Annotated in this window: 26 protein-coding genes; 16 read left to right on the forward strand and 10 right to left on the reverse strand. The window is 34.8% G+C overall.

Annotated elements, in window-relative coordinates; translation table 11 throughout:
• Nucleotides 1–107 precede the first annotated feature (107 nt).
• Nucleotides 108–1,673, reverse strand: a complete 1,566-nt coding sequence (locus AC07N0_RS13890; protein WP_492803329.1) for a DUF4270 family protein — start codon at nucleotides 1,671–1,673, stop codon at nucleotides 108–110.
• Complete coding sequence (locus AC07N0_RS13895; protein WP_309919185.1) at nucleotides 1,585–2,394, reverse strand: glycogen/starch synthase; 810 nt, start codon at nucleotides 2,392–2,394, stop codon at nucleotides 1,585–1,587. Before AC07N0_RS13895 ends, AC07N0_RS13890 begins: the two co-directional genes overlap by 89 nt.
• Before the next feature lie 355 nt (nucleotides 2,395–2,749).
• Between AC07N0_RS13895 and panC the strand changes: the two genes are divergently transcribed.
• From panC to AC07N0_RS13920, 5 genes are all read left to right on the forward strand, one after another.
• Entirely contained in the window at nucleotides 2,750–3,586 is an 837-nt protein-coding gene (gene panC, locus AC07N0_RS13900; RefSeq protein WP_494589648.1) for a pantoate--beta-alanine ligase, read from the forward strand.
• A 104-nt stretch (nucleotides 3,587–3,690) separates the two neighbouring features.
• Nucleotides 3,691–4,041 (forward strand): aspartate 1-decarboxylase, encoded by a 351-nt coding sequence (gene panD / locus AC07N0_RS13905; protein ID WP_492803334.1) that lies wholly within the window; start codon nucleotides 3,691–3,693, stop codon nucleotides 4,039–4,041.
• Nucleotides 4,042–4,133: 92 nt separating this feature from the next.
• Nucleotides 4,134–5,126 (forward strand): lysylphosphatidylglycerol synthase transmembrane domain-containing protein, encoded by a 993-nt coding sequence (locus AC07N0_RS13910; RefSeq protein ID WP_492803335.1) that lies wholly within the window; start codon nucleotides 4,134–4,136, stop codon nucleotides 5,124–5,126.
• Complete coding sequence (gene rfaE2, locus AC07N0_RS13915) at nucleotides 5,098–5,574, forward strand: D-glycero-beta-D-manno-heptose 1-phosphate adenylyltransferase (protein ID WP_494589649.1); 477 nt, start codon at nucleotides 5,098–5,100, stop codon at nucleotides 5,572–5,574. Before AC07N0_RS13910 ends, rfaE2 begins: the two co-directional genes overlap by 29 nt.
• A 180-nt stretch (nucleotides 5,575–5,754) precedes the next feature.
• Nucleotides 5,755–6,447 carry a zinc metallopeptidase gene (locus AC07N0_RS13920; RefSeq protein WP_494589650.1) on the forward strand — a complete coding sequence of 231 codons (693 nt, stop codon included), beginning with the start codon at nucleotides 5,755–5,757 and terminating at the stop codon, nucleotides 6,445–6,447.
• A 149-nt stretch (nucleotides 6,448–6,596) separates the two neighbouring features.
• On the opposite strand, the gene AC07N0_RS13925 is transcribed toward AC07N0_RS13920, so the two are convergent.
• Nucleotides 6,597–8,249, reverse strand: a complete 1,653-nt coding sequence (locus AC07N0_RS13925) for an amino acid permease (protein ID WP_492803340.1) — start codon at nucleotides 8,247–8,249, stop codon at nucleotides 6,597–6,599.
• A 258-nt stretch (nucleotides 8,250–8,507) separates the two neighbouring features.
• Here AC07N0_RS13925 and AC07N0_RS13930 point away from each other — a divergent pair, with 258 nt between their 5' ends.
• Entirely contained in the window at nucleotides 8,508–9,515 is a 1,008-nt protein-coding gene (locus tag AC07N0_RS13930) for a glycosyltransferase family 2 protein (RefSeq protein WP_494589651.1), read from the forward strand.
• A gap of 3 nt (nucleotides 9,516–9,518) precedes the next feature.
• Here the strand turns inward: AC07N0_RS13930 and AC07N0_RS13935 are convergent, their stop codons facing one another.
• Entirely contained in the window at nucleotides 9,519–9,749 is a 231-nt protein-coding gene (locus AC07N0_RS13935) for a PspC domain-containing protein (protein WP_492803343.1), read from the reverse strand.
• 452 nt (nucleotides 9,750–10,201) lie between these two features.
• On the opposite strand from AC07N0_RS13935, the gene AC07N0_RS13940 reads away from it, so the two are divergent.
• The 3 genes from AC07N0_RS13940 (at nucleotide 10,202) to mce (ending at nucleotide 11,448) form a co-directional block, all read left to right on the forward strand.
• On the forward strand, nucleotides 10,202–10,396 hold the full coding sequence (locus AC07N0_RS13940) for a cold-shock protein (RefSeq protein ID WP_309919211.1): 195 nt from the start codon (nucleotides 10,202–10,204) through the stop codon (nucleotides 10,394–10,396).
• A gap of 352 nt (nucleotides 10,397–10,748) precedes the next feature.
• Entirely contained in the window at nucleotides 10,749–10,943 is a 195-nt protein-coding gene (locus AC07N0_RS13945) for a cold-shock protein (protein WP_184132988.1), read from the forward strand.
• Between the two features lie 100 nt (nucleotides 10,944–11,043).
• Complete coding sequence (mce, locus tag AC07N0_RS13950; protein ID WP_494589652.1) at nucleotides 11,044–11,448, forward strand: methylmalonyl-CoA epimerase; 405 nt, start codon at nucleotides 11,044–11,046, stop codon at nucleotides 11,446–11,448.
• Between the two features lie 110 nt (nucleotides 11,449–11,558).
• On the opposite strand, the gene AC07N0_RS13955 is transcribed toward mce, so the two are convergent.
• The 3 genes from AC07N0_RS13955 to AC07N0_RS13965 form a co-directional block, all read right to left on the reverse strand.
• Nucleotides 11,559–12,524 (reverse strand): toast rack family protein, encoded by a 966-nt coding sequence (locus tag AC07N0_RS13955; RefSeq protein WP_492803348.1) that lies wholly within the window; start codon nucleotides 12,522–12,524, stop codon nucleotides 11,559–11,561.
• 77 nt (nucleotides 12,525–12,601) lie between these two features.
• The gene (locus tag AC07N0_RS13960; RefSeq protein ID WP_494589653.1) at nucleotides 12,602–13,045 is read right to left on the reverse strand and encodes a PspC domain-containing protein; all 444 of its coding nucleotides are present in this window, start codon (nucleotides 13,043–13,045) and stop codon (nucleotides 12,602–12,604) included.
• A 239-nt stretch (nucleotides 13,046–13,284) separates the two neighbouring features.
• Nucleotides 13,285–13,962, reverse strand: coding sequence for a hypothetical protein (locus AC07N0_RS13965; protein ID WP_494589654.1), 678 nt, complete (start codon nucleotides 13,960–13,962; stop codon nucleotides 13,285–13,287).
• Nucleotides 13,963–14,126: 164 nt separating this feature from the next.
• On the opposite strand from AC07N0_RS13965, the gene AC07N0_RS13970 reads away from it, so the two are divergent.
• Nucleotides 14,127–15,221 (forward strand): glycoside hydrolase family 130 protein, encoded by a 1,095-nt coding sequence (locus AC07N0_RS13970; RefSeq protein ID WP_494589655.1) that lies wholly within the window; start codon nucleotides 14,127–14,129, stop codon nucleotides 15,219–15,221.
• A 292-nt stretch (nucleotides 15,222–15,513) separates the two neighbouring features.
• Here the strand turns inward: AC07N0_RS13970 and AC07N0_RS13975 are convergent, their stop codons facing one another.
• Both AC07N0_RS13975 and AC07N0_RS13980 read right to left on the reverse strand, forming a co-directional pair.
• Complete coding sequence (locus AC07N0_RS13975) at nucleotides 15,514–16,017, reverse strand: molybdopterin-dependent oxidoreductase (protein WP_494589656.1); 504 nt, start codon at nucleotides 16,015–16,017, stop codon at nucleotides 15,514–15,516.
• A gap of 6 nt (nucleotides 16,018–16,023) precedes the next feature.
• Nucleotides 16,024–17,151, reverse strand: coding sequence for a cytochrome-c peroxidase (locus AC07N0_RS13980; protein ID WP_494589657.1), 1,128 nt, complete (start codon nucleotides 17,149–17,151; stop codon nucleotides 16,024–16,026).
• 301 nt (nucleotides 17,152–17,452) lie between these two features.
• On the opposite strand from AC07N0_RS13980, the gene AC07N0_RS13985 reads away from it, so the two are divergent.
• The 3 genes from AC07N0_RS13985 (at nucleotide 17,453) to AC07N0_RS13995 (ending at nucleotide 20,061) form a co-directional block, all read left to right on the forward strand.
• On the forward strand, nucleotides 17,453–18,049 hold the full coding sequence (locus tag AC07N0_RS13985; RefSeq protein WP_494589658.1) for a nucleotidyltransferase family protein: 597 nt from the start codon (nucleotides 17,453–17,455) through the stop codon (nucleotides 18,047–18,049).
• A gap of 363 nt (nucleotides 18,050–18,412) precedes the next feature.
• Nucleotides 18,413–19,216 (forward strand): response regulator transcription factor, encoded by an 804-nt coding sequence (locus AC07N0_RS13990; protein WP_492803357.1) that lies wholly within the window; start codon nucleotides 18,413–18,415, stop codon nucleotides 19,214–19,216.
• A 98-nt stretch (nucleotides 19,217–19,314) separates the two neighbouring features.
• Complete coding sequence (locus AC07N0_RS13995; protein WP_494589659.1) at nucleotides 19,315–20,061, forward strand: AIR synthase-related protein; 747 nt, start codon at nucleotides 19,315–19,317, stop codon at nucleotides 20,059–20,061.
• Nucleotides 20,062–20,144: 83 nt separating this feature from the next.
• Here the strand turns inward: AC07N0_RS13995 and AC07N0_RS14000 are convergent, their stop codons facing one another.
• Nucleotides 20,145–20,333, reverse strand: coding sequence for a hypothetical protein (locus AC07N0_RS14000; protein ID WP_494589660.1), 189 nt, complete (start codon nucleotides 20,331–20,333; stop codon nucleotides 20,145–20,147).
• Between the two features lie 39 nt (nucleotides 20,334–20,372).
• Between AC07N0_RS14000 and AC07N0_RS14005 the strand changes: the two genes are divergently transcribed.
• The 3 genes from AC07N0_RS14005 (at nucleotide 20,373) to AC07N0_RS14015 (ending at nucleotide 22,531) form a co-directional block, all read left to right on the forward strand.
• A complete protein-coding gene (locus AC07N0_RS14005; protein ID WP_494589661.1) occupies nucleotides 20,373–21,464 on the forward strand; it encodes a hypothetical protein in 1,092 nt (363 codons plus the stop codon).
• A 21-nt stretch (nucleotides 21,465–21,485) separates the two neighbouring features.
• Entirely contained in the window at nucleotides 21,486–22,028 is a 543-nt protein-coding gene (locus AC07N0_RS14010) for an RNA methyltransferase (RefSeq protein ID WP_494589662.1), read from the forward strand.
• Nucleotides 22,029–22,135: 107 nt separating this feature from the next.
• Complete coding sequence (locus AC07N0_RS14015) at nucleotides 22,136–22,531, forward strand: hypothetical protein (RefSeq protein ID WP_492803361.1); 396 nt, start codon at nucleotides 22,136–22,138, stop codon at nucleotides 22,529–22,531.
• The last annotated feature ends 28 nt before the right edge of the window (nucleotides 22,532–22,559 follow it).

Genomic DNA, 22,559 nt, shown 5'->3' on the forward strand with positions numbered 1-22,559 from the left:
ATTAATCTGGTTACAGAAGAAATAGTCAGTAATATATTGCCACAAAAATAGAGCGGAGAATCCATATTATGGTTCTCCGCTCCAGAATAATTTCAAGAAATTACAGATTATTTTGTAACGTAAGTATAATAGACTTTTAGCTTGATATTATTACGGTCGAAAATCGCACGTGTAACATCAGGGTTTAGTACACTTTTCCCTAAGGCAGGACCTCTTGCACCAGTAGTAGAATTTGTTGCAAATAGCGTAGGAGTAATAATCCAACCATTACTATTTTTTCTACCCGCTAAAATGTTTTGTAAAGAACTCGTCACATTAAAGGAATACTCATTTGTCCTGCTTGCGTAAGATGCTGTCGTACCTTCACCCAATACAAAAGAAAAACTACCTTCACCCGTCGTTGTTGTTCTGAGTGGCCTATTGGCAGGTGTTGTTTCTACCAGTATCAAATCAGTTGGATAAGTATATCCCGCTGGATTACCTTTTGGCTCAAGGATTAATTGAGCTTTGTTGATAGCGATGTCTTTATTATTTTTTAGTTTCAATAAACTTGGGAATTTCACTTTTATCCCAACTCCTGTACCCGACTGTAAATACGCTTCATTATTAGTCTGGCTACTTGGTAAAATATCAGTTGCCTTAGTTAACTTACTGATTGTTGTACCAGTACGAGTAGGCGTTATTTTATTGAATCTTGCATTAAAGCTAGTCCCGTCAGCATTTGTAATAGCCACATAAAAATTATTAGATTTTGTGGTATCAACTGTAAGTGTACTATCTGCAGTATTGGCAGTATTTCTTATAGTATAGGTATATTTATAGTGATAATAAAGTTGCATTTGAACTCCTCCAGACGAGAAACCAACGATTGCTGCATTATTATTACTTTCCGAAACCAGTGCTAAGCCCCTTACAACTTCTTTGAACCCAGTACCTACTAATGCTTCAGTTTTAGCGATGTCTCTTTGACCTTCTAAAAATTTCACAAAAGATGGCTCGGTGATGGGTATTCTAAGCGAGTCAAATTTACCTGTTGTACCCTGAATTACTCTTTTATCTCTGATAGGGCGAATTTTTACATTATTTAATTGACCAATCGGAGTAGGATTCAACGCTGGAGCAGTACTGTTGTTATAATAAACAACGGTAGGGTCGAGAGTCGCAGTTGATGCTAATTGATATAATTTGAAACTCTGATTTTGAAGCGTATCTCCTTGAACAAAACTATAAGGTAAAATCAAACGAATAGAGTCATTTTTAGAAGGATACGTTATCCATTTTACATTACTTCTTCCAGCAGTATCAACGTTAGAACGGATGGTATCGGCTGTTAAGTTTGATATCTGGAAATAGGCTGTAGCTTGTACAGCACCCAAAGTAGGATCAATAAAACGACCAACCAAAAGATTACCTGTACTATAACTAGCGATAGAATCTAATAAAATGGTAGAAGCATCCACTGTTAAAGTATCAGTATATAATAAACCAATGTCTTCAACAAAAACATCTGAACCTACCCCTTTAGGGTCTTCGCAGGCAGATAAAATTGCTAAAAAAGAAAAGAAAACACCAAAAATGAATGCTTTACGCACTTGCCAACTCCGTGTAAATATTGTAGTAACTGTCAATACTCTCTTCTGGAACGTATTCCAATTTTTTTGCGGGTAATTCATTAAAAATAGTGTTAAATTTCTCAGATACTTCTTCTTCCATCGTAATCACGACGTCGGCATATTCTACGCCAATCTTAACAAAACCTTGATAATCTGCTGATTCTAAACTTCCCAGCATATCATCTTCAACATTCAACATTTTTACTTTGTCATATAGCCCTTCAAAAGCAAATTTATGAGCAAAGTCGTTGTTGAAAACAGAAAATACCGTTTTAGAATCTTTAAACATAGGGTCGTTTCTGTAAGTAGTCTTTAAATACAAAGGTATTAAAGCCGTCATCCAGTCGTTACAATGTACTATATCAGGAGACCATCCCAATTTCTTTACAGTTTCAAGCGCGCCTTTACAGAAAAATATTGCACGCTCGTCGTTATCTGCATAAAATCTGTCTTCTTTGTCGGTAAAAACGTACTTTCTTTGAAAATAGTCTTCGTTATCGATAAAATATACCTGTAATTTTGCCGATGGCAAAGAGGCTACTTTAATTGTTACGGGCTTATCGTCGTCACCAACTGGTACCGTAAACCCAGATAACCTTACTACTTCATGAAGTCGGTTTTTACGTTCATTAATTAACCCGAAACGAGGTACTAAGATTCTTATTTCAAACCCTTTTTCCTGCATAGCAGCAGGGAGTTTTCTAACAAAATTAGCTACTTGAGTCGTAGAGAGAAAAGGGTCAACTTCACTGGCAACGTAAAGGATACGCAATTTAGACATTGTTGTCGTTGTTAGGAGCTTTGATGTTGTTAAAAAGTGTTAAAGGGACATAGTAGTTCATGAAGTTGATGATTTTATTGAATGAAATCTTTCGATTTCACCAAAGCAATAAATACTTATTTGCCAGAATCTAAACAACAAACATTCTTGACTGAATTACCTAAAAACTACTAAAACAAAAAGTCAAAGCAAGAAGGATTCACATAAAAATTATGCAAAAATATAAAAAAAATACGGAAATTCCACAAAAAATTGAACGTGAATGTGTTTAGAATGAATAACAACACGTATAAAGTTGTATCAATGACACAATTTTTTGTTCATTTAAACCCGAAAAATTAAAGAATAGAATATTATGCAAGTATTTTTTGAGATTAAGACTTTACAAGCATATTTACAAAATCAGCGTAAGTCAGGAAAAATAATAGGCTTTGTGCCTACCATGGGAGCCCTCCATCAAGGACACTTGTCGCTGATTGAAACCGCTAAAAGCCAAAATGATGTAGTAGTGTGTAGTATTTTCGTCAACCCCACCCAATTTAACAATCCGCACGATTTAGCGGTATATCCCCGTACATTAGAGGCTGATTGTAAAATGCTTGAAGAGGCATCTTGTGATATCGTTTTTGCTCCGAGTGCCTCAGAAATGTACCCGAGCTTACCCACCTTAAAATTTGATTTTGGTACACTTGAAAATGTCATGGAAGGGAAGTTTCGTCCTGGGCATTTTAATGGCGTTGGTATCGTAGTTTCAAAATTATTTAACATTGTACAGCCCAATAAAGCGTATTTTGGACAAAAAGATTTACAGCAATGTGCCGTAATCAATTGTTTAGTCAAAGATTTAAGCTTTTCGCTTGAGTTGGTGATTTGCCCTACGCAAAGGGAAACAGATGGACTGGCGATGTCTTCAAGGAATCGGAATTTAAGCGAAGAACAACGAGTAATCGCTCCAGAGATTTATAAATCTTTATCGGCTGCTGGTAAATTACTCAAGACTAAATCATCTACAGAAGTCAAGCAGTTTGTAGCAGCATATTTTGAGGTAATTGAAGATATCGAATTAGAATATTTTGAGATTTCAGACTTTGAAACCTTATTGCCTATTGAGGAACTTTTGGAAGGAAAAACGGCTTTGTGTATTGCGGCTTTCTTGGGCAAAACCAGATTGATTGATAACATAATTATTTGAAATAGTCAATCATTAGGAAGCAGTAAAAATAATCTATCTTTGTAGCATAATTTTCAAAGAGTAGGTTAACACTGTTTGATATTCACGTTTATTAAAAAATTATTATGTTTCTTCATGTAATGAAATCAAAGCTCCATAGAGTAAAAATTACTCAAGCGGAGTTGAATTATGTCGGAAGTGTCACGATTGACGAGGATCTGATGGATGCCGCCAATTTGCTTGAAAATGAAAAAGTACAAATTGTAAATAATAACAATGGCGAGCGTTTTGAAACGTATGTAATTAAAGGAGAGCGTGGCTCAGGTACTGTTTGTTTGAACGGAGCCGCTGCCAGAAGAGCCCAAGTTGGCGATATTGTTATTATTATTGCTTATGCAATCATGACAGATGAGGAGGCTCGCGTGCATAAACCGAGTTTGGTCTTTCCTGATGATAACAACAGATTGGTAAATTAGTGTGTTGCTGTCTTTCTTGTTCAAATTGAGTATTGGTAAAATTACCGATTGATTATTTACCAATACTCAATTCCTATTTGTTGACTTCTCTTATGAAAAAAATACTTCAATATACCATTTCGCTAGTTTTGGCGGGAGGTTTGCTTTGGTTTGTGTTTAAAGACATCAGTTTGTCTGAAATGCTTGAAGAGTTCCGAAAAGCAGACTATAAATGGTTGATGCTTTCTGGAATTTTGGCAATCATCGCCCATGTCAGCAGAGCCCTCCGCTGGAAAATGCTAATGAAACCCCTTGGATACCGACCATCCACTTTTAATACAACCCTTGCTGTTTTTATTGGTTATTTTGCTAATTATGTCATTCCCAGAATGGGAGAAGTATCACGATGTGGAAGTTTGAAAAAAACCGATGATATCCCTTTTGAAAAATCATTTGGAACGGTATTGACGGAAAGAATTTTTGATGTAGTATCCTTGTTGATAGTATTATCCTTAAACTTGATTTTAGAGTTTGATAAGCTACAGCATTTTTTCATGGAACAATTCGCTTCAAAAATATATTTGATAGTTGGGCTATTGGCGTTTTTAGCCGTAGCGGGTATTGTAGGAATTTATTTGTTCAGAAAATATCAGCAAAAATTATCAGATGTGCCTGTGCTTGGTAAAATAGTAGGCTTTTTGAATGGCTTATTGGATGGTTTGATGAGTATCAAAAAAATCGAAAAGCCGTATCTCTTTATCTTTTTATCAGCCAATATTTGGGTAATGTACTGGCTTTCGGCGTATGTACTTTTCTTTGCGATTCCCGAAACAGCGCATTTAAGTTTATTGGCTGGACTGACTGTACTAACGATGGGCTCATTTGGCATGGCAGCGCCAACCCAAGGAGGCATTGGCCCTTTTCATTTTTTGGTAGGAAACGCCTTAGTGCTTTATGGCTTGCCACAGAAAGACGGTATTATTTTGGCTACTTTTATACATGGCTCGCAAATGGTTACGTTGTTAGCTTTAGGGGCACTAAGTTTCTTGATTACCTTATTTATTAAACCGAAAACTAATGACACAAGACAAAGTAGTAACCCTTAATGAAGCAATAGAACGAGCGGAAAATTGGCAAAGTGAAGGGAAAAAAATAGTTTTTACAAATGGCTGTTTTGACATCGTGCATTTAGGACATATTGATTATTTAGAAAAGGCCAGAAACCTTGGCGATAAGCTAATTTTAGGATTGAATACTGATGCATCCGTAAAGCGTTTAAAAGGCGAAAGTCGTCCTGTTGTGAATGAATATGCTCGGTCAAGAATGATGGCTGCCTTTGAGTTTATTGATGCTGTAGTGCTTTTTGATGAGCCTACTCCCAAAGAGTTAATCGAAAAAGTGAAGCCCGATATTTTAGTAAAAGGGGATGATTATACGATTGAAACTATTGTAGGGGCAGATTTTGTTATAGCAAAAGGAGGGGAAGTAAAAACAATACCTTTGGTAAAAGGTTATTCTACCACTACATTAATAGAAAAAATTAAACAAATTTAATAGCGAAGTAAATAGTGATTGGTGAATAGTCTGCCGTTGCGGTAGTATTTCAAATTGCTAACTATCAGTTGTTTACGATAAATAGAAACCTCCGTTAAATTGTATTGATTACTATTGTATAAATTAATTACGAGTTATTAATATTCAAAACTCATCACTCACAATTCATAACTTTTACTTATGATAGGCATATATTTAATTACTTTAGTTTTTGCAGGAATTGGAATGTTCGTGCAATGGAGATTAAAAAGTAAATTTCAACAGTACTCAGAAATTGGTTTGGCGAATGGGTTGTCTGGACAAGAGATTGCAGATAAGATGTTGCGTGATAATGGGATTTATGATGTAAGAATTATTTCTGTAGAAGGACAATTAACCGACCATTATAATCCAGCAGACAAAACTGTCAATTTAAGTCCTGATGTATTTTATGGCAGAAGTGCTTCAGCAGCGGCAGTAGCAGCCCACGAATGTGGACACGCTGTTCAGCATGCTAAGGCTTATTCTATGTTACAGTTTCGTAGTGCTATGGTGCCAGTATTGAGCATTGCTAACAACTTTATGCCCATAGCATTGATGATTGGGATGATGCTTTTGTATTCTACGGGTAATAAATTAGTATTGACGATTGGCGTGGCGATGTTCGCTTTAGCTACTTTATTCAGCTTTATTACATTACCTGTAGAGTTTGATGCTTCAAGAAGAGCTTTAGCTTGGATGAGCGAACGCAATGTGGTAACACAACGCGAACACGAAATGGCAAAGGACGCACTTTGGTGGGCAGCAATGACTTACGTAGCGGCTGCTTTGGGTATGTTAGCTCAATTATTGTATTATGTGTCTTTACTCTCAGGCAGAAGGAGCGATGATTAATTAGATGATTATGAGTTAATTTGCCATTAAACACGAGTCATCCTGAATTTTAAAGTTACAAAAAAAGCGGTCGAAATTAGTTTTTCGACCGCTTTTTTATGATTGATAAAATTCAGGAAACTTATATTTCTATGATAACTTACTAAATTTTACTTAGCAAGTTTACTATTTTTATAACCATACATAAAATAGATAACCAAACCGATAGCAAGCCAGATTAAGAAGATTGTCCAGTTAGTAATGCCTAATTCAGTCATTAAATAAAGGTTTGTCAGAATCCCTAGAACTGGTAAAATCGAGAATTTGTGCATATAAGCAAGTACTGCTAAACCAGCCCACACTAACCAGAAAACAATTAAAAGTGGTTTGGTTTCAAGCTCAGAGAAGAAAACATTATTATTAATAGTAAAAGCCAGTGCAATAATTAATAGCGGACCAACGATAAACTGCCCATTCAAATAAGGAATTTTGAATTTAGCATCTTTAGATAAACCTTGATAATCTAAATATAGCACGCCTCCACAAACCAAAATAAAGGCAAAGAATGTCCCTACACTAGTTAAGTCAACAAAGAAGCCCATATCCAAAAACAAAGAAGGGACTGCTACTACAAAGCCTGTAACGATGGTAGCGAAACTTGGCGTTTTGAATTTAGGGTGAATTTTAGAAAAACGTTTCCAAAGTAAACCATCACGACTCATAGCCATCCAGATTCTTGGTTGTCCCATTTGGTAAACCAATAAAGCACTCGTAATGGCTACTACGGCTGAAACCGAAATAATACCTGCCATGAAATTAAAATTGATTTTTTGGAAAACATACGCCAAAGGGTCATCAACTTTTAATTCAGTATAATTCACCATACCCGTCAAAACTAGCGTAATACAAACATATAATACTGCACAGATGACTAAGCAGTAAATCATCGCTCTTGGTAAATCTCGTTGTGGATTTTTACATTCCTCCGCTGTGGTAGAGATTGAATCAAAGCCGATAAAAGCAAAGAATACTGATGCTACGCCCCCTAGCACCCCCTGTACTCCATTAGGAGCAAATGGTGACCAGTTTTCGGGTTTAACATAAAATGCTCCTACTGAAATTACGAGTAGAATCACCACTAATTTTAATACAACCAGAAAATTACTAGCAGTTCTTGATTCTTTCATTCCCACATATACTAATGATGTTACGAGCATCGTAATAACCCCTGCTGGCAGGTCGATTAGCAACTTGATATTCCCTAAAACAGGTGCATGTTCATAGGCCTTTGCAGCGAATATATCACTATCAGTTTGTTTGGCAGTAACATCTAGACTAGCCAAAAATGCCTTATGAGCAGTACCATAATCTATCGTCAGGTAATCTGGAAAGTTTATGCCAAAACCATGAAGCATACCTACAAAGTATTCAGACCATGAGATGGCTACCACCATATTAGATACAGCATATTCCAGAATCAAAGCCCAACCGATAATCCATGCGAAAATCTCACCAAATGAAACATAAGCATACGTATAGGCACTTCCTGAAACAGGTACCATTGAAGCAAATTGTGCGTAGCAGAGTGCTGTGAAAATACAAGCAATAGAAACGAAGACAAAAAGTAATGAAACGGCTGGGCCGCCCTCAAAGCTTGCTCTACCAATTGTACTAAAAATACCAGCCCCGATGATGGCTGCAATACCGAATGAAGTAAGGTCTCTGACTCCAAGAATCTTCACTAATCCCCCCCCATGTGAGTCTTCGCTTTGTTGTAAAACGTTATTAATAGATTTGCGTCTGAAAATAGAATTGTCTGACATTTAGTTTGAAGTTAAGTATTTGCCATTGAAAATATTCTTAAATCTAAACAAGTAAATTGATAATGCCATAAATAATTAAGATAGATTCGTATTTCAAAAAATCAAATTATCTTTGCATTTAGATCATTGTAGTATTTCAAGGTTATTTGAAATATAATCAATTCTCATGAACCCAGTCTGTTATAAGCTTGAAGAAATAAGTGAAATTTCAATCTTAAAAATTGAAGCACTTTGCTCTAAAATAGCTAAAATTCCTTTATGAATCAAATCGCAGTAGTCATTTTAAATTATAATGGTCAAAAACATTTAGCTGATTTTTTACCCTCTGTTATACAATATTCATCTTGTGCTACAATATACATTGCAGACAATGCTTCTACAGATGCTTCGCTGGCATTATTAAAAACTGAATTTCCAACAGTTAATATTATTGAGCTTACCGAAAATCATGGCTTTGCACAGGGGTATAACGAAGCATTGGCATTGGTAGAAGCAGAGTATTATGTATTACTGAATTCTGATGTCGAAGTGACTCCGCATTGGATTGAGCCCATTATTGAATTGATGAATAATGATAAGACTATTGCGGCTTGTCAACCTAAAATAAAGGCTTATGACCAGAAAAGTCATTTTGAATATGCAGGAGCCGCAGGAGGATTTATTGACCATCTGGGTTATCCCTTTTGTCGAGGAAGAATTTTTCAGGAAATAGAAGAAGACTTAGGGCAATACAACGATAACAAAGAAGTATTTTGGGCTACGGGTGCGTGTATGTTCGTAAGGGCAGATGTATTTCATCAGGTAGGGGGCTTTGACGGAGACTTTTTTGCACACATGGAAGAAATCGACCTTTGTTGGCGTATACATCATGCTGGCTATAAAGTATATACTTGCGGTACTTCTGAAGTATTTCATGTAGGCGGAGGCACTTTACACAAATCGAACCCTTATAAAACTTTTCTGAATTTTAGAAACGGTTTGGCAATGCTGTATAAAAATCATCCAGAAGAAGGCTTTGCATTGGCTATCTTAACCAGACTAGTGCTCGACGGAGTCGCTGGAATAAAGTTTTTGTTTTTTGATACGTGGCAAGACTGTTGGGCTGTGGCAAGAGCTCATTTTGATTTCTATGCTCACTATTTTAGTTGGTATAATAAACGTAAACAGCTTCAACGGAAAAAAAATATCAGCACCGTATATCGTAGAAATATAGTTTGGCAACATTTTGTTAACGATGTGAAAACATATCCAGAAATACCTCAATAGGTATTACAATTCCCAAACAGAAGGATTGTTGTATTGACGAAGATAACGGCGGATATTCATCCAGAAGGCAAGCACTAAATAAAGGATTACTGGCGAACCAACAGTAATGAAAGATACATATACAAAATACAAGCGAATGCTACTGGTAGAGATACCTAATTTCTCACCAATTTTTGTACAAACCCCAAAAACGTGGTGTTCTACAGAGTATTTTAATTTTAATGTATTTGACATGGCTTTAGGTCAAAAAACTGAGTGCTAATTAATTATGCTATAAAAACTATATTAAAGTTACGTTGTTTTAATGGTTTATCAAAAAAAAATAGTGTCGTACAAAACGTATTTTTAAGAGTTATATTATTTTAATAATAATTTGTATTGAAATGGTATAATTTAATATAAATATAGTTATATTAAGTTTTTTATTTTTTAAAAAATATTTATTTAAAAATAGGAATACACAAAATTATACTTACATTTGGGTATTAATAGTAACAAGAGTGACAAGTTTTTAGTACAAAGTAATTAGTTTTCAAGAGTCCGTTGGTTCCCTTAGGTTCAATTCTCCTTGATTATCACATGCTTCGAATATCAATCTTAACTTTTATGGCTATTAATTATCAAAAGGCAGTTATGATGCTTTTGGATAACTATTTGTATCATTATCAAACATTCTTTTTTACGTCATGCAAACAGGAACAGTTAAATTTTTTAATGAAAGCAAAGGCTTCGGCTTTATAGTTGACAGTGAAAGTGGACAAGAAATATTTGTTCACGTAACGGCATTAGGTGGAATTCATTTACGCCAAGATGACAAAGTTTCATTCGATATCGTAGAAGGTAAAAGAGGTCTTAACGCTGCCAATGTTAAGAAATTGTAGTTAGTGTAAGTGCTGTTTTAGTGGATTCAATACGAAAGAATCGTAAAATAAAGTTCAGTACAGTATTATTGTGAATAAATTTAAAGTTTTGGTTTCATTACAAATGTAGCAGAACTTATTGTAGACCTGTTTGCTATGTTGCTTGGGATTAAAATTTTAATTCTATTTAGGTTATAAATTACTTCTTAACTATTTAAATTTTAAGAGTAAAAGGCGAAAGCCGAGTTAGCGAGACAAATCTTTCTTCTTTTAGAGGATTTAAACATATTAGTTTTGCATATATTGATTACCAGTATAATCAGAACAAACCGTAGTATTTTTTATTTTTTCAATTTTTTTTATATCAATTTTTATGCAAACTGGTAAAGTTAAATTTTTCAACGAATCTAAAGGCTTTGGATTTATCGTTGATGATGAGTCTAATGAAGAAATCTTTGTTCACGTAACAGGATTATCTGGCACAACGATTCGTGAAAATGACTCTGTTTCTTTCGACGTACAAGAAGGAAAGCGTGGCTTAAATGCTGTGAATGTGAAGAGAATCTAATTTTTTTTAGATAGATAGTCATTTAAAACCCTGGCCTTTTTAGGTTGGGGTTTTTGTTTTTTATAAATTGTCGCTTTCTCATTATAAATATTTAAAGCAGATGATGGCACAAGTAGAACATATCGGAATAGCAGTAAAAGACTTGGGTATTTCTAACGAATTATTTTCTAAACTTTTGGGTGTAGCGCCATTTAAACAAGAGGAGGTAACGTCTGAAGGGGTGATTACTTCATTTTTTCAGGTGGGACAAACCAAAATTGAATTACTGGAAGGTACTCATGAGAATAGTCCGATTACAAAGTTTATCGAGAAAAAAGGAGAAGGCATCCATCATATCGCTTTTGAAGTAGCCAATATTTATGAGGAGATGGAAAGACTAAAAGGAGAGGGCTTTACCTTGTTGAATGAAGTGCCCAAAGATGGTGCAGACAATAAATTAGTATGTTTTCTACATCCAAAAGGTACAAACTCAGTATTGGTAGAGATTTGTCAGAGTAAAGTATAAAAAAAGATTAGAAAAGATTGTACAGCTTTACAAAAGTTGTCTAATCTCAAGACAGATAGAAAAAAAGATTCGACAACTTTTTTAAAAGTTGTCGAATCTAAAGCTCAATACTAATAACGTTTAACTTTTAATTCTTGCAAACCACCATCAAAATTAATGTTGATTTTTTTGCTAGCTTTTTCAAAATTTGGTGTTTCCCAATGTCCATTTTTTTGAATAAATCCATCAAAATCTTTAGAGTTTAGTCCACCATCAATATCTATTCTACAACCAACAGCCTCAGGAATATTAAACTCGATAGAAGTTAAACCAGATTCTACTTGTACGTCTAAATTATCTACTTTGTCTCCTAGTTTAACATCCGTTTCAGTTACCCCAGTTTTAATAGAAAGCTTTTTGACTTTATATTCACTCAAATCGAAGTCTGCTTTGCCTGCTCCAAATTCAAAATTCATATCCCACAATACGCTTGGGTTTAACTTTAAATTGATTTTGTTATGATTATCATCGCTAAGGTTAAAATGATTTTTCTTTCCTTTTAAAGCAAAAGCAATGTTTGGACTGCTAGAATCGCCTGTTTTCTTAAGCGAGATATTACCGAAATTTAAGTCCGCATCAGCTTCTACTAAATCATTTGAAGAACCATTAATGACAAACTCTGCTGCTCCACCTGTAAATTCAAATGTTGCCGATTTAACTTGTGGACTCATTGATTCTACAAGTTTTTGCTTTGTTCCTTTAAAATGATATTCCTCGTTGTCATTATCATGATCATCGTCGTCATCATCATCCAAGTCGATATGAACATCATGGTCGTTGAAAGCGTGTTCTACTTTATCTTTACAGCTCCTTACAATAACAATAGGAATAGCTATGCAAAGTAAAATAATAGTAATGACAGTAGCTGAACGACTGCTTTTGCCAATAAAAGCAACCAATCCTAAATAGATTAATAAAAGTGGCCAAAGTCTTGAGATTTCGTGCCAATTGATATTAAACCAACCAAACTCTTTCCCTAGAAATAGGAAACCAAGTAAGATTAAAAATCCTCCGGTAAAAATACTTTTTGAATTCATCGTTAAAAAGCGTTTAAGTTTTGAAGCCGTTATTAATAACCGTTTTCGTATATTCATAACGGCCTCAAAATGTCGATTTAGAAGTTAGTTTTGTCGTTATCGTTATGGAAGTTGATTTTATCTTTTTCTTTGAAGATAATATAACCACCCACACCGATTAAAATAAGAGGCCAGAATTTGCCAAAGTCAAAATCAGGAATCCATTCGTCTAATAAGAATATCGTACCTAATACTATTAAAATAATGCCCCAAACTTTGCTTGAATCCTTTTTCATGTTAGTAAATGTTGTTGAGTTAAAATTTGAATCTTCTGGAGTACTTGTTGTTTCCCACTGATGTTTCACTGGCAATGCTATCCACAAGATAATATACATCCAGAAAAAAATACCATGAGTAAATATTAAACCCAAAAATAAAAGTAATCTGACTATTGATACATCAAAGCCGAAGCGTTCTGCTAGTCCAGCTGCTACACCCCCTAATTGTCCTTTTGAAGGTATGCGATAAAGTGAATCGTTCATGGTTGTTGTTGTTTAGTTTTTTTGTTTAGAGTTTTATAAAAAGCTGGTTTAAAAATAATTTTAAATAGTTCTTTTCGTTTGATGGATGAAATTTATACCGACCTTAAAGATTATCAATCTGAAAATGAATAGACGGTACATTTGACTTTATGAATGGATTTTTTTGATGGCGAGTTTTAAAATAAAAAATCCTTTAAGCATTTTTAGCCCAAAGGATTTTTAATGATGTAAGCAATAAGTTATGGCTTTTTGAGTTTGAGTTTGGCTTCTTCAACCTTTTTTTGCTGATTTACAAGCCCTTCATTCATCAATAACTGATCTTTTTTGTTTTGTTCTACTTCCATTTGAAGTCTTTCTAGCTCAAGTCTATTTTCCTCTATCTTCAATAAAAGCTTATCTTTTTCTTTTTTATTGTTTTCAATGGCTCTTGTCAGTTTGTCGGACGTCGTTACAGATTTAAGTTGTCTAGTTTTAATATCTTCCACATTTTTTTCTTCTACTCTAACCTCTTCATGGCGTTTTAGTACCTCTACAAAATCATTCAAAATCTTTTCGGCTGCTAAATACTTTGGATGCGAGCCATTAACATATACTTCGTCACCAAAGCCTATTGAAAGGAAAATTTTACTTCTCCCTCTTTCGGCGGTAATTTTACTGACCACCATCACAGGGTCTGGTGAAATACTTGGTATTCTAGCCCCTGTAATTCTAAAAACATTATTTCTGCCTACTTCTACACTTCCGTATTTGGCAAGCTCATTTTGCCAACTTTGCTTGATGTACTTATCTTCAATAGATACAGTAGTGTATACCCCCTCTTTGGTGGCTTTATCTATTTCTTGGGTTCCCGAGAATACTTGTGCACGAATACTTTGAATACTTATTAATAAAAGAAAAACTAAACACAGCTTTTTCATAAATAAAAAAAATGGTTATTATGAATGATTTGGTTAAATGCTTTTGCAAGTTAAGATGCTAAGGTTGTTTCAACAAAATAAGCCAACGTTAAATTAACCTATAATACAGATTAATTTGTAGATAATTTTAGATAGATTTATATGAAACAATCATCAGATATACCATGAAATTAAAATTACTTATCTTTTTCAGCCTCATTGCCCATTTGGCGGTAGCTCAAAATACAGATTGGTCTTTAGAAGGCTTTTCTAAACCAAAAGAAAACCCAATTTTAATGGCCGACTCTAGCTATGTATTTGCTTGTCCGATGACTAACACGTCGGTAAAATGGCAAAAAGCAGATATTTTTAATCCCGCAGCTATTGTTAGAAACGGAAAAGTATATGTTTTATTTCGGGCAGAAGATATACCCGGCACAAAAATAGGCTTTCGTACTTCTAGGATAGGGCTAGCAGTAAGCGATGATGGCATTCATTTTACAAGAAGAAAAACGCCCGTATTATTTCCTGCGAAAGACGAATTTTCTAAATACGATAATCCTGGTGGATGCGAAGATCCACGAGTTGTACAACGGGCAGATGGTACGTATGTCGTAGCATATACTGCTTGGAATAGAGATGTCGCCAGACTTTGTATTGCAAGTTCTAAAGACTTAATACATTGGAAAAAACATGGTCCTGCTTTTGGAAAAGCCTATGATGGAAAATTCGTGAATATATGGTCGAAGTCAGGCTCGATTGTTACTAAAATGGAAAATGGTAAGATTACAGCTACTAAAATTAAGGGTAAATATTGGATGTATTGGGGAGAAAAAGGAGTCAACATAGCCACTTCCGACGATTTAATTAATTGGACACCACTAGTAGAATCAAACGGCGAATTGAAATTTGTCATGAATACCAGAGCAGGCAAGTTTGATAGCGATTTAACCGAACCCGGTCCGCCAGCGATATTGACTGACAAAGGAATTTTACTATTATACAATGGAAAGAATGCCAACGGAGAAACAAGGGATATGAAACTTCCGGCCGAAACGTATTCGGGTGGACAAGTACTTTTTGATATTAACGACCCTACAAAAGTGATAGAAAGACTTGATGAATGTTTTATCAAACCAGATTTGCCACATGAGATGCGTGGACAATACAAAGCTGGCACTACCTTTATTGAAGGGTTGGTCTTTTTTAAGCAAAAATGGTTTTTATATTATGGCACTGCCGATAGTATGGTGGGCGTGGCTATGAAAAATGGTTTGTAAAATGACTCTTTTGTATCATTCATTTCTAGCGAGGGACTTAAGTCCCTCGCTAGAAATAAGGCTTGAAAACTCATTCGCCTTTGTTGGTGTTTTCACCAACAAATCAAGCGTCAGCAACACTCCAAAGAAAGAATAAAATCAAACTATTAAGTTGATAAGTTACTGACACTTAGATTGTTGGTGAAAAACACCAACAATGGATAAGATTTAAAACTTGGCATGACTTCCAATTAATTGTGAGCTATTATAAAACTTTCAAAGTCATGCCATGAGTGACTGAGTGATAACCAAATTAATCCTTCGCAAAGCGAACGATAAGATTGGTTACTTCAAAAATACAACGAGCAGGCTTTTTTTCATCTGGAACAATAATCCTAAAAGGACCTTTGCCGTTGGGTAGAGGTTTACCTTCCATTTGGTCGGCTAGGATAATCACTCTATCAGTAAAACTAGAGTCTAATTCAGTCAATGAAAAAAGTACTTCATAGCCATCTGCTGCTTTTACGATAAGGTATTTACTTAGATTTTCGCCTCTTAACTGTTTGCCTAACGTAACACCAGCCTTGCCTAATATTTCTGTTACGGGTACTCCCGAATATTTGTAAACTTTTCCATCGCGGTCTTTGGTACTGGTTTCTGCACGCTTCATTTTTGATAAATCATCAGCATTTAGTGTTAAAGGAGTCAATACTTCTCCTTCTACTTTTATAAATGATTGAGCAGGTTTGGTTTGCGTCCAAGCAAAATGAGCGGTCAGGCTCATAAAAATGATGGAAAACAACAATTGTTTTTTCATGGCTAATTATCTTTTGTGTGGATTTGAAAAACGAGGGTCATTGATAAACGTCTCGTCGGTAAGCATTTGTAAAAAAGCAATCATGTCACTTTTCTCTTTAACACTAAGGTGAATAGTGCTTCCGCCCATATTGTTAACCGTTCGTTGTAAAAAAGGACTTAGTGTGGCACTTTGCTTGATATGATCACTATAATGGTCTAGTACTTCATTCAATGTCTTGAATCTTCCATCGTGCATATAAGGAGCCGTAAGGGCGATATTGCGAAGAGAAACCGCTCTGAACCTGCCATTGTCGATGGCTAAACCAGTAAATTTTTCTCGACCAATATCGCTTGGGATGCTATCTAAACCATTATTATGAAATAGCTCTGAAAACATTTTTGGTCCTGTATGGCAATGTCCGCAATTAGCCCCACGTATGCCTTTTTCAGCCATCGGATTGGTAAAAAAAAGCGACATACCATTTGATTCCTCAAGCGTAGGAGTGTATTTGCCTTGTAAATAATGATCATATTTAGAGTCCGCAGAAATCAGTGTCCGCTCAAATTGTGCGATAGCTTTTACAATTTGTTCACCTGTGATGGTGGCTGTCCCAAAAACTTTTTTGAAAAATAGTGGATAGAAGGTAGTCTTTTGAAGTTTACGCGCTACGTTTTCCATCGACTCGCCCATTTCATTAGGATGTGTGATAGGTTCAGTGACTTGCCCTTCTAAACTGTTGGCTCTGCCATCCCAAAAAAACGAACGAACCCAAAGCAGATTTGCTAACGACATACTATTTCGGGTAGTAGGCACTTTACCAACGCCCATACTAAAAGCTTGCCCATCAGTAAATGCCAGTTTCTGTTGATGACATGAACCACAAGAAACAAGATTGTTGGATGATAACTTAGGTTCATAGAATAACATTCTCCCTAAAAATACACCCTGTTTAGTAAGAACATTTTTAGCATTTGTATTAATTCTATTGCCGAAATAAGCTGGATACTTCAATTCATAGTCACCGATAGGTATATCCTGTTCATGGCGTATTTGAATAGTAGCCATCGCAAAGCAACCAACAATGATTAGTGTTAGTAAAGAAACCAATTTTTTAGAAAATATTTGGTTTGATATACTGACTCCAGTAGCCATAAAAATCTTTTGAATATACCTTTTTGTCAAGAAAGCAATATGAGTTCGCCTTTTCGCTATATTTTTAAAAATATAGCGATACAAACCTAAATAATGAATTTGATATAAGCAATGCAATATGTAAAAAAGGCAATGCAAGTATTCCAACGATTGTGATTGATGATGCCAGTAGCTGTTTTAAATTACTTAATTCCACGGATAGGAAAATTCAACGTTTGGATATCTCCGTAATTAACAAAACAGCATAGCGATATAAATCAAGACTATTAATTTATATTTGCGAATATCATACTTTACAAATATGAAAATTACATCTTTAATCTTAGCAGCGGGTAGTTCAAGCCGTTTGGGAAGTCCCAAACAGTTAGTAACATATAAAGGGGAAATACTCATAAGTAAAATTACTCAATTAGCATTGGATGTAACGAATCATGTACTTGTAATACTAGGTGCGAACGAAACCTTGATTCAACCTAGATTAAGTGAGCTTGTTCAAGAAAATCAGGAACGTTTAACAATAAAGGTCAACACTCATTGGAATGAAGGTATTGGTAATTCTATCAGCTTTGGAATCAAAGAAATTGCGGGCGAATCTGATGCAGTATTGATTTTATTATGTGACCAACCACTTGTAAATGAAGCAATTTTGCAAAAAATGTTGCAAGTATTTGCAAATTCAGAGAAAACAATCGTTGCTTGTAAATATGCAAACCAATTTGGGGTGCCTATTTTGTTTGATAAAAAATATTTTGAAGTATTAATGGCATTAGAGGGAGATAAAGGTGCAAAAGTAATTTTGAACAATTATTTAGATGAGATTGTAGCGGTTGATTTCCCTGAAGGTATATACGATATTGATACAGAAGATGATATAAAAACGGTTTCTGCCCTTCATTGAGGGATAAAAAACAAAAAAGCCGAAGTATTAGCTTCGACTTTCTGAAAAATAATCTAATAGAATGGCTAAAAGTACGCTGGCGGGGATACTAAGATTCTGATTATTTTTATTAATGGATCATTGTTAAAATGGTGGTTAAGCATTGTTGAAACGACTCTGGCGGATAAATAATAATAAAAATGTATATAAACACATCAATAATTTATTATTATTACTAGTAGAGTAATTCACAATGCAAAGCTATGCAATGTTTGCTTGTTTAGAAATAGCCAAAGTGTCTATTTTACACAATTTCCTAAAAAAAATTAGTATAAAATACTCACATCTTTTTTTGCAAAGAAAATGTAAATTCTACAAAAAACAATGGAATCTTTATCTAATAATTCTATAGAACAATTATTCCGTAAATGTTTAGATGCAGTAAGTATGGTAGCGGGAAGTGCTACGGAGAAATCTGTTGAAAAATATTTACAAGAATTAGGCTTTTTTAGCCTTAGTTCTACTTTGCCCAATGCAGTGTATCAGATTCTGGATATGCGAACCCTCACCTACAGATTTGTCGCTAATACCGAATTGGCACTGGGTATCCATCCTGACGAATTTATAGAAAAAGGCGTCCCCATGGTATTAGGAACTATGGTTCCTAGTATGCAGAATGTATCGGCCATTCCAGAGTTATTGCGATTTATGTACAATTCTATCCGACAAGCCCCCCGTGATGCCCGTGAAAGTTTTGTTGCCTATGGATATGGTATGCAATATTATAGACCTAGCAAAAAACCTTTTCATTCAATGGTGCAATTGATAGGGTTAGAGTTTGATGATGAGGGGTTGCCTACTTTATGTTTTTTGATAGACCAAGACATCGAACATCTGGTAAAGAAATTGGATAATTATTTAGGCAGAGTAAGCTTTAGGCAGAGTGACCTTGTTACCACTTTTTCCTCTACAGAAATGCAACTAAAAAAGCAGGATGTTTTTTCGGATAGGGAATTAGACGTACTGAAAATGCTTTTGAGAGGCTACGAATCAAAACAAATTGCAGAGAAATTGTTTATCAGTTCGCATACTGTAGATAATCACCGAAAAAATATGATTCGTAAGCTAGGTGCTCGCGATACTACTGCCCTGATACAATTAGCTAAATTGATAGGTATTCTAAAGTAACGAATCAGCTTTAATGAATACTTAAACTATCCTTTGCCAGAAATATTTTTACTTTGTGTAAAACTACTATTCATTATTTTTAGTTAACAATTAGATTATTGATTAATAAAAGAAAAGTAGCACAACCAGAAACACTCAAAGTATTGATACCTTCTAAAGTCGAAATAGCTCAACAATTAGATATTCTTCCCGATTCATCAAAGGAATTTAGTATTGATGCTGTAGAAGATGTAAAGGACGAAGAGATTGCTTTGGTCGCCAAACATCTTCTAACATTACCAAATGTATCTTCCCCAAAAAGGATTTCTGAAAATACTGACGATACGATAACGCTTGATTTCAACAATGAAGGCGATTTGATATATTTAATAGGCACTTCTAAAAACGACATTACTGCTTCTGAATACTTATCTGCTTATAAAAACATACAAACATCTGTTGCTTCGGTTTTAGATTGGCAGGAAGAAAAAAGTATTCAGGAAGTATTAGCACAATTAATTGAAAATAAAGCTATTCAGTCGGCTCGTAGTGTATCATGCGGAGGTTTGTTTGTAGCGTTGGCTAAGTCGGCAATACCTAATAGCTTAGGATTTAGTATTAGAACCAATTCAGCTTTCCGCAAAGATGCTTTTTTGTTTGGCGAAGCTCAAAATCGTGTATTGGTATCCATTACACTAGACCAATATACTATTTTTGACGCCACCATAGCAGCTACCGACGTAAAGGCAAGTTTCTTAGGAAAAGTAAAGAAGGGGAATTTCTTGATTGATGCTGAAACAATTATGGCTACATCTGAAGCAAAATATTTGATTGAGAAAACTTGGTTGACTGATGAAACCAAGTAAGTGTTTATAAAAAAAGGTTGCCTCAAAAACATTTGTTATATTGTGTTTTGAAGCAACCCTTTTTAGGAAGAACTTACATTTTACTAAGGATCAATCAATTTATGCTTGTTGTTATATGCTACAATAAATACGATTACCTCGCCAATAATACCCACTGTCGCAGTGAAGGTATCTCCCAACCAAATTAATAAAAAAGCAAAAACGATAAACAAGCCAATCAACTGTGCGGTCGAAAGTTCGTTATCTTCTGAGTGTTGTGTTGAATTAGACATCGTTAAAAAATTTTGTGAATATATAATTTATACTAAGATATGAAAAAATGTAAAAATTTCAAGTGGATTTTAGTGTTTAATTGTGTTTTTTTTCAATTGATAGTACAAACTTATGTGCCAGCTCAGGAAAAATTAATTTCTCTGGGTAATTCTTCTGTTAAATTAAAAAACAACAACTTTTACTTGTTGAAGATTGTCGATGAGCGTAGTGATAAGCTTAATATCGGACTGGTGCATAATCAAGAAAAAGATGGTGTGTATTTGGATGTAGTAAAGGGCGTAGCAAAAGCAAGTAATGAATTTTTAGCGAAATTCTCCAAAAAGAATCCTGCTGCTTATCCTATTATTATCAGCATCAAAGAACTAAAAGTGGTAGAAAAAATAGTGAATCCTAAAACTATTAATGGTCAAAGTGAAGTAAAAGTAACATTTAGTTTTATGCGAGACACTACCTTACTTAATTTGACAACCTTCCAAACTAAAATTACGTTTACTCGCAGTTTTAATGCCGACAACCATTTTGAATACCTCATTGGGCGATTGTTGGATAAGTCACTGATATATTTTGACCAATGGATGACAATTAATTTCGATAAAAATCCAGCCTTGGCCAAATCACTTAAAATTAATATTAAAGCGGATTATGGTGTAGATAATCCTGTAAGTGGCGATACCGTTTTTTGGTCGCCCAAGCACAAATTATCTTGGCAAGATTTTGAGGGCAAAAGACCACAAAATACAAAGTATGCCGCACAAGTTTTTACGAATTTTGAGTACGGAGCCTTTACAGATATTAAAGACGGAGTATTGATAATCGATTTACAATTAAAAGCTTATTTATTGAAAAGTTCTTCATGGACGATGGGCATGCTTACAGAATATAGCCTTGCTCATGAACAATTGCATTTTGATATTACCAAAACAATTATAGAGCGTTTTAAAAAGAAAGCTACTAAAATATTGACGCTCGATAACTACGACAGCGAATTACAGCTATTATTTATTGAAATGTATCGAGAATTTAATCGTTTGCAAAGGGAATATGATGCGGATAGTAACCATAGTATTAATTTTGTAGGACAACAAAAATGGCAATCGTTGATTTCAGAGGAATTGAGAGAAATACGATAACCACAAAAATTTTAATTAACAATGCGAAAATTATCAATGGAAGACCTCAACCGCTTGACTGTGGAGGAATTTCAACAAGTAGAAAAGTTTCCCTATGTGCTGATTTTGGATGATATCAGAAGTATGAACAACGTAGGGTCGGTATTTAGAACAGCAGATGCTTTTAAGGTAGAAAAGGTGTTTTTGGGCGGTATTACGGCTACACCTCCACACCGAGAAATCCAGAAAACGGCTTTAGGGGCAGATGAAACCGTAACTTGGGAACATGTTGAAAACGTATTGGCATTGATAAAGACGCTCCAAGCGGAGGGATATATCGTAGCGGCAGTAGAACAAGTAGAAAATAGTGTATCTTTATTAAGCTTTGAACCCCAATTAGACAAAAAATATGCTTTTGTGTTCGGGAACGAAGTTTTTGGTGTAAATCAATCAGTAGTAGAGCAGGCTGATTTTTGTTTGGAAGTGCCCCAATTTGGTACAAAGCATTCTTTGAATATTTCAGTAACTACAGGTATCATTTGTTGGGATTATGTTAGCAAGTATTTAATTACAAAAAATAATTAATATTAGTTTTTGAAAAACTTAACACGAAAAACTTTTTTGCTTTCAACCTTATTAATACCTTCGTCTCAATTAAATAACAATAATTTAATATTAAATTAATATTGAACATGAAATCAAATAATAAGACTCTTGCCAACGAAATTTCAGCCCTTATTTTAGGAAAACTCCACGGGTTAAATGCAAAAAGTGCTAAAAAACTAGTAAAATCTGTTGATAAAACAACTGAAGACCTAGTGAAAAAATATACTAAACTTCAGAAAGAGGAGATTGACGAGAAAGAGAAGGAAGCAAAAAAAGAAGCTAAAAAAGCAAAAGAGAAAGCTGAAAAAGTAGAAAAAGAAAAAGCGAAAGCAGCAGCAAAAGCAGAATTGGCAGCCAAAATTGCGATAGTAACAGAAGACGAGCCAGTGGCTGAAAAAAAAGCTAAGCCTACTAAGAAAAAAGCAGCAGAAGTTTCAGAAGAAAGCACAAGTGCTGAGACTAGCGAAGAAACAGAAGCGTAATTATTACCGACTATCAAACAAATAAAAG

This window comes from Arcicella sp. GW821-FHT09D11 (assembly GCF_059416265.1).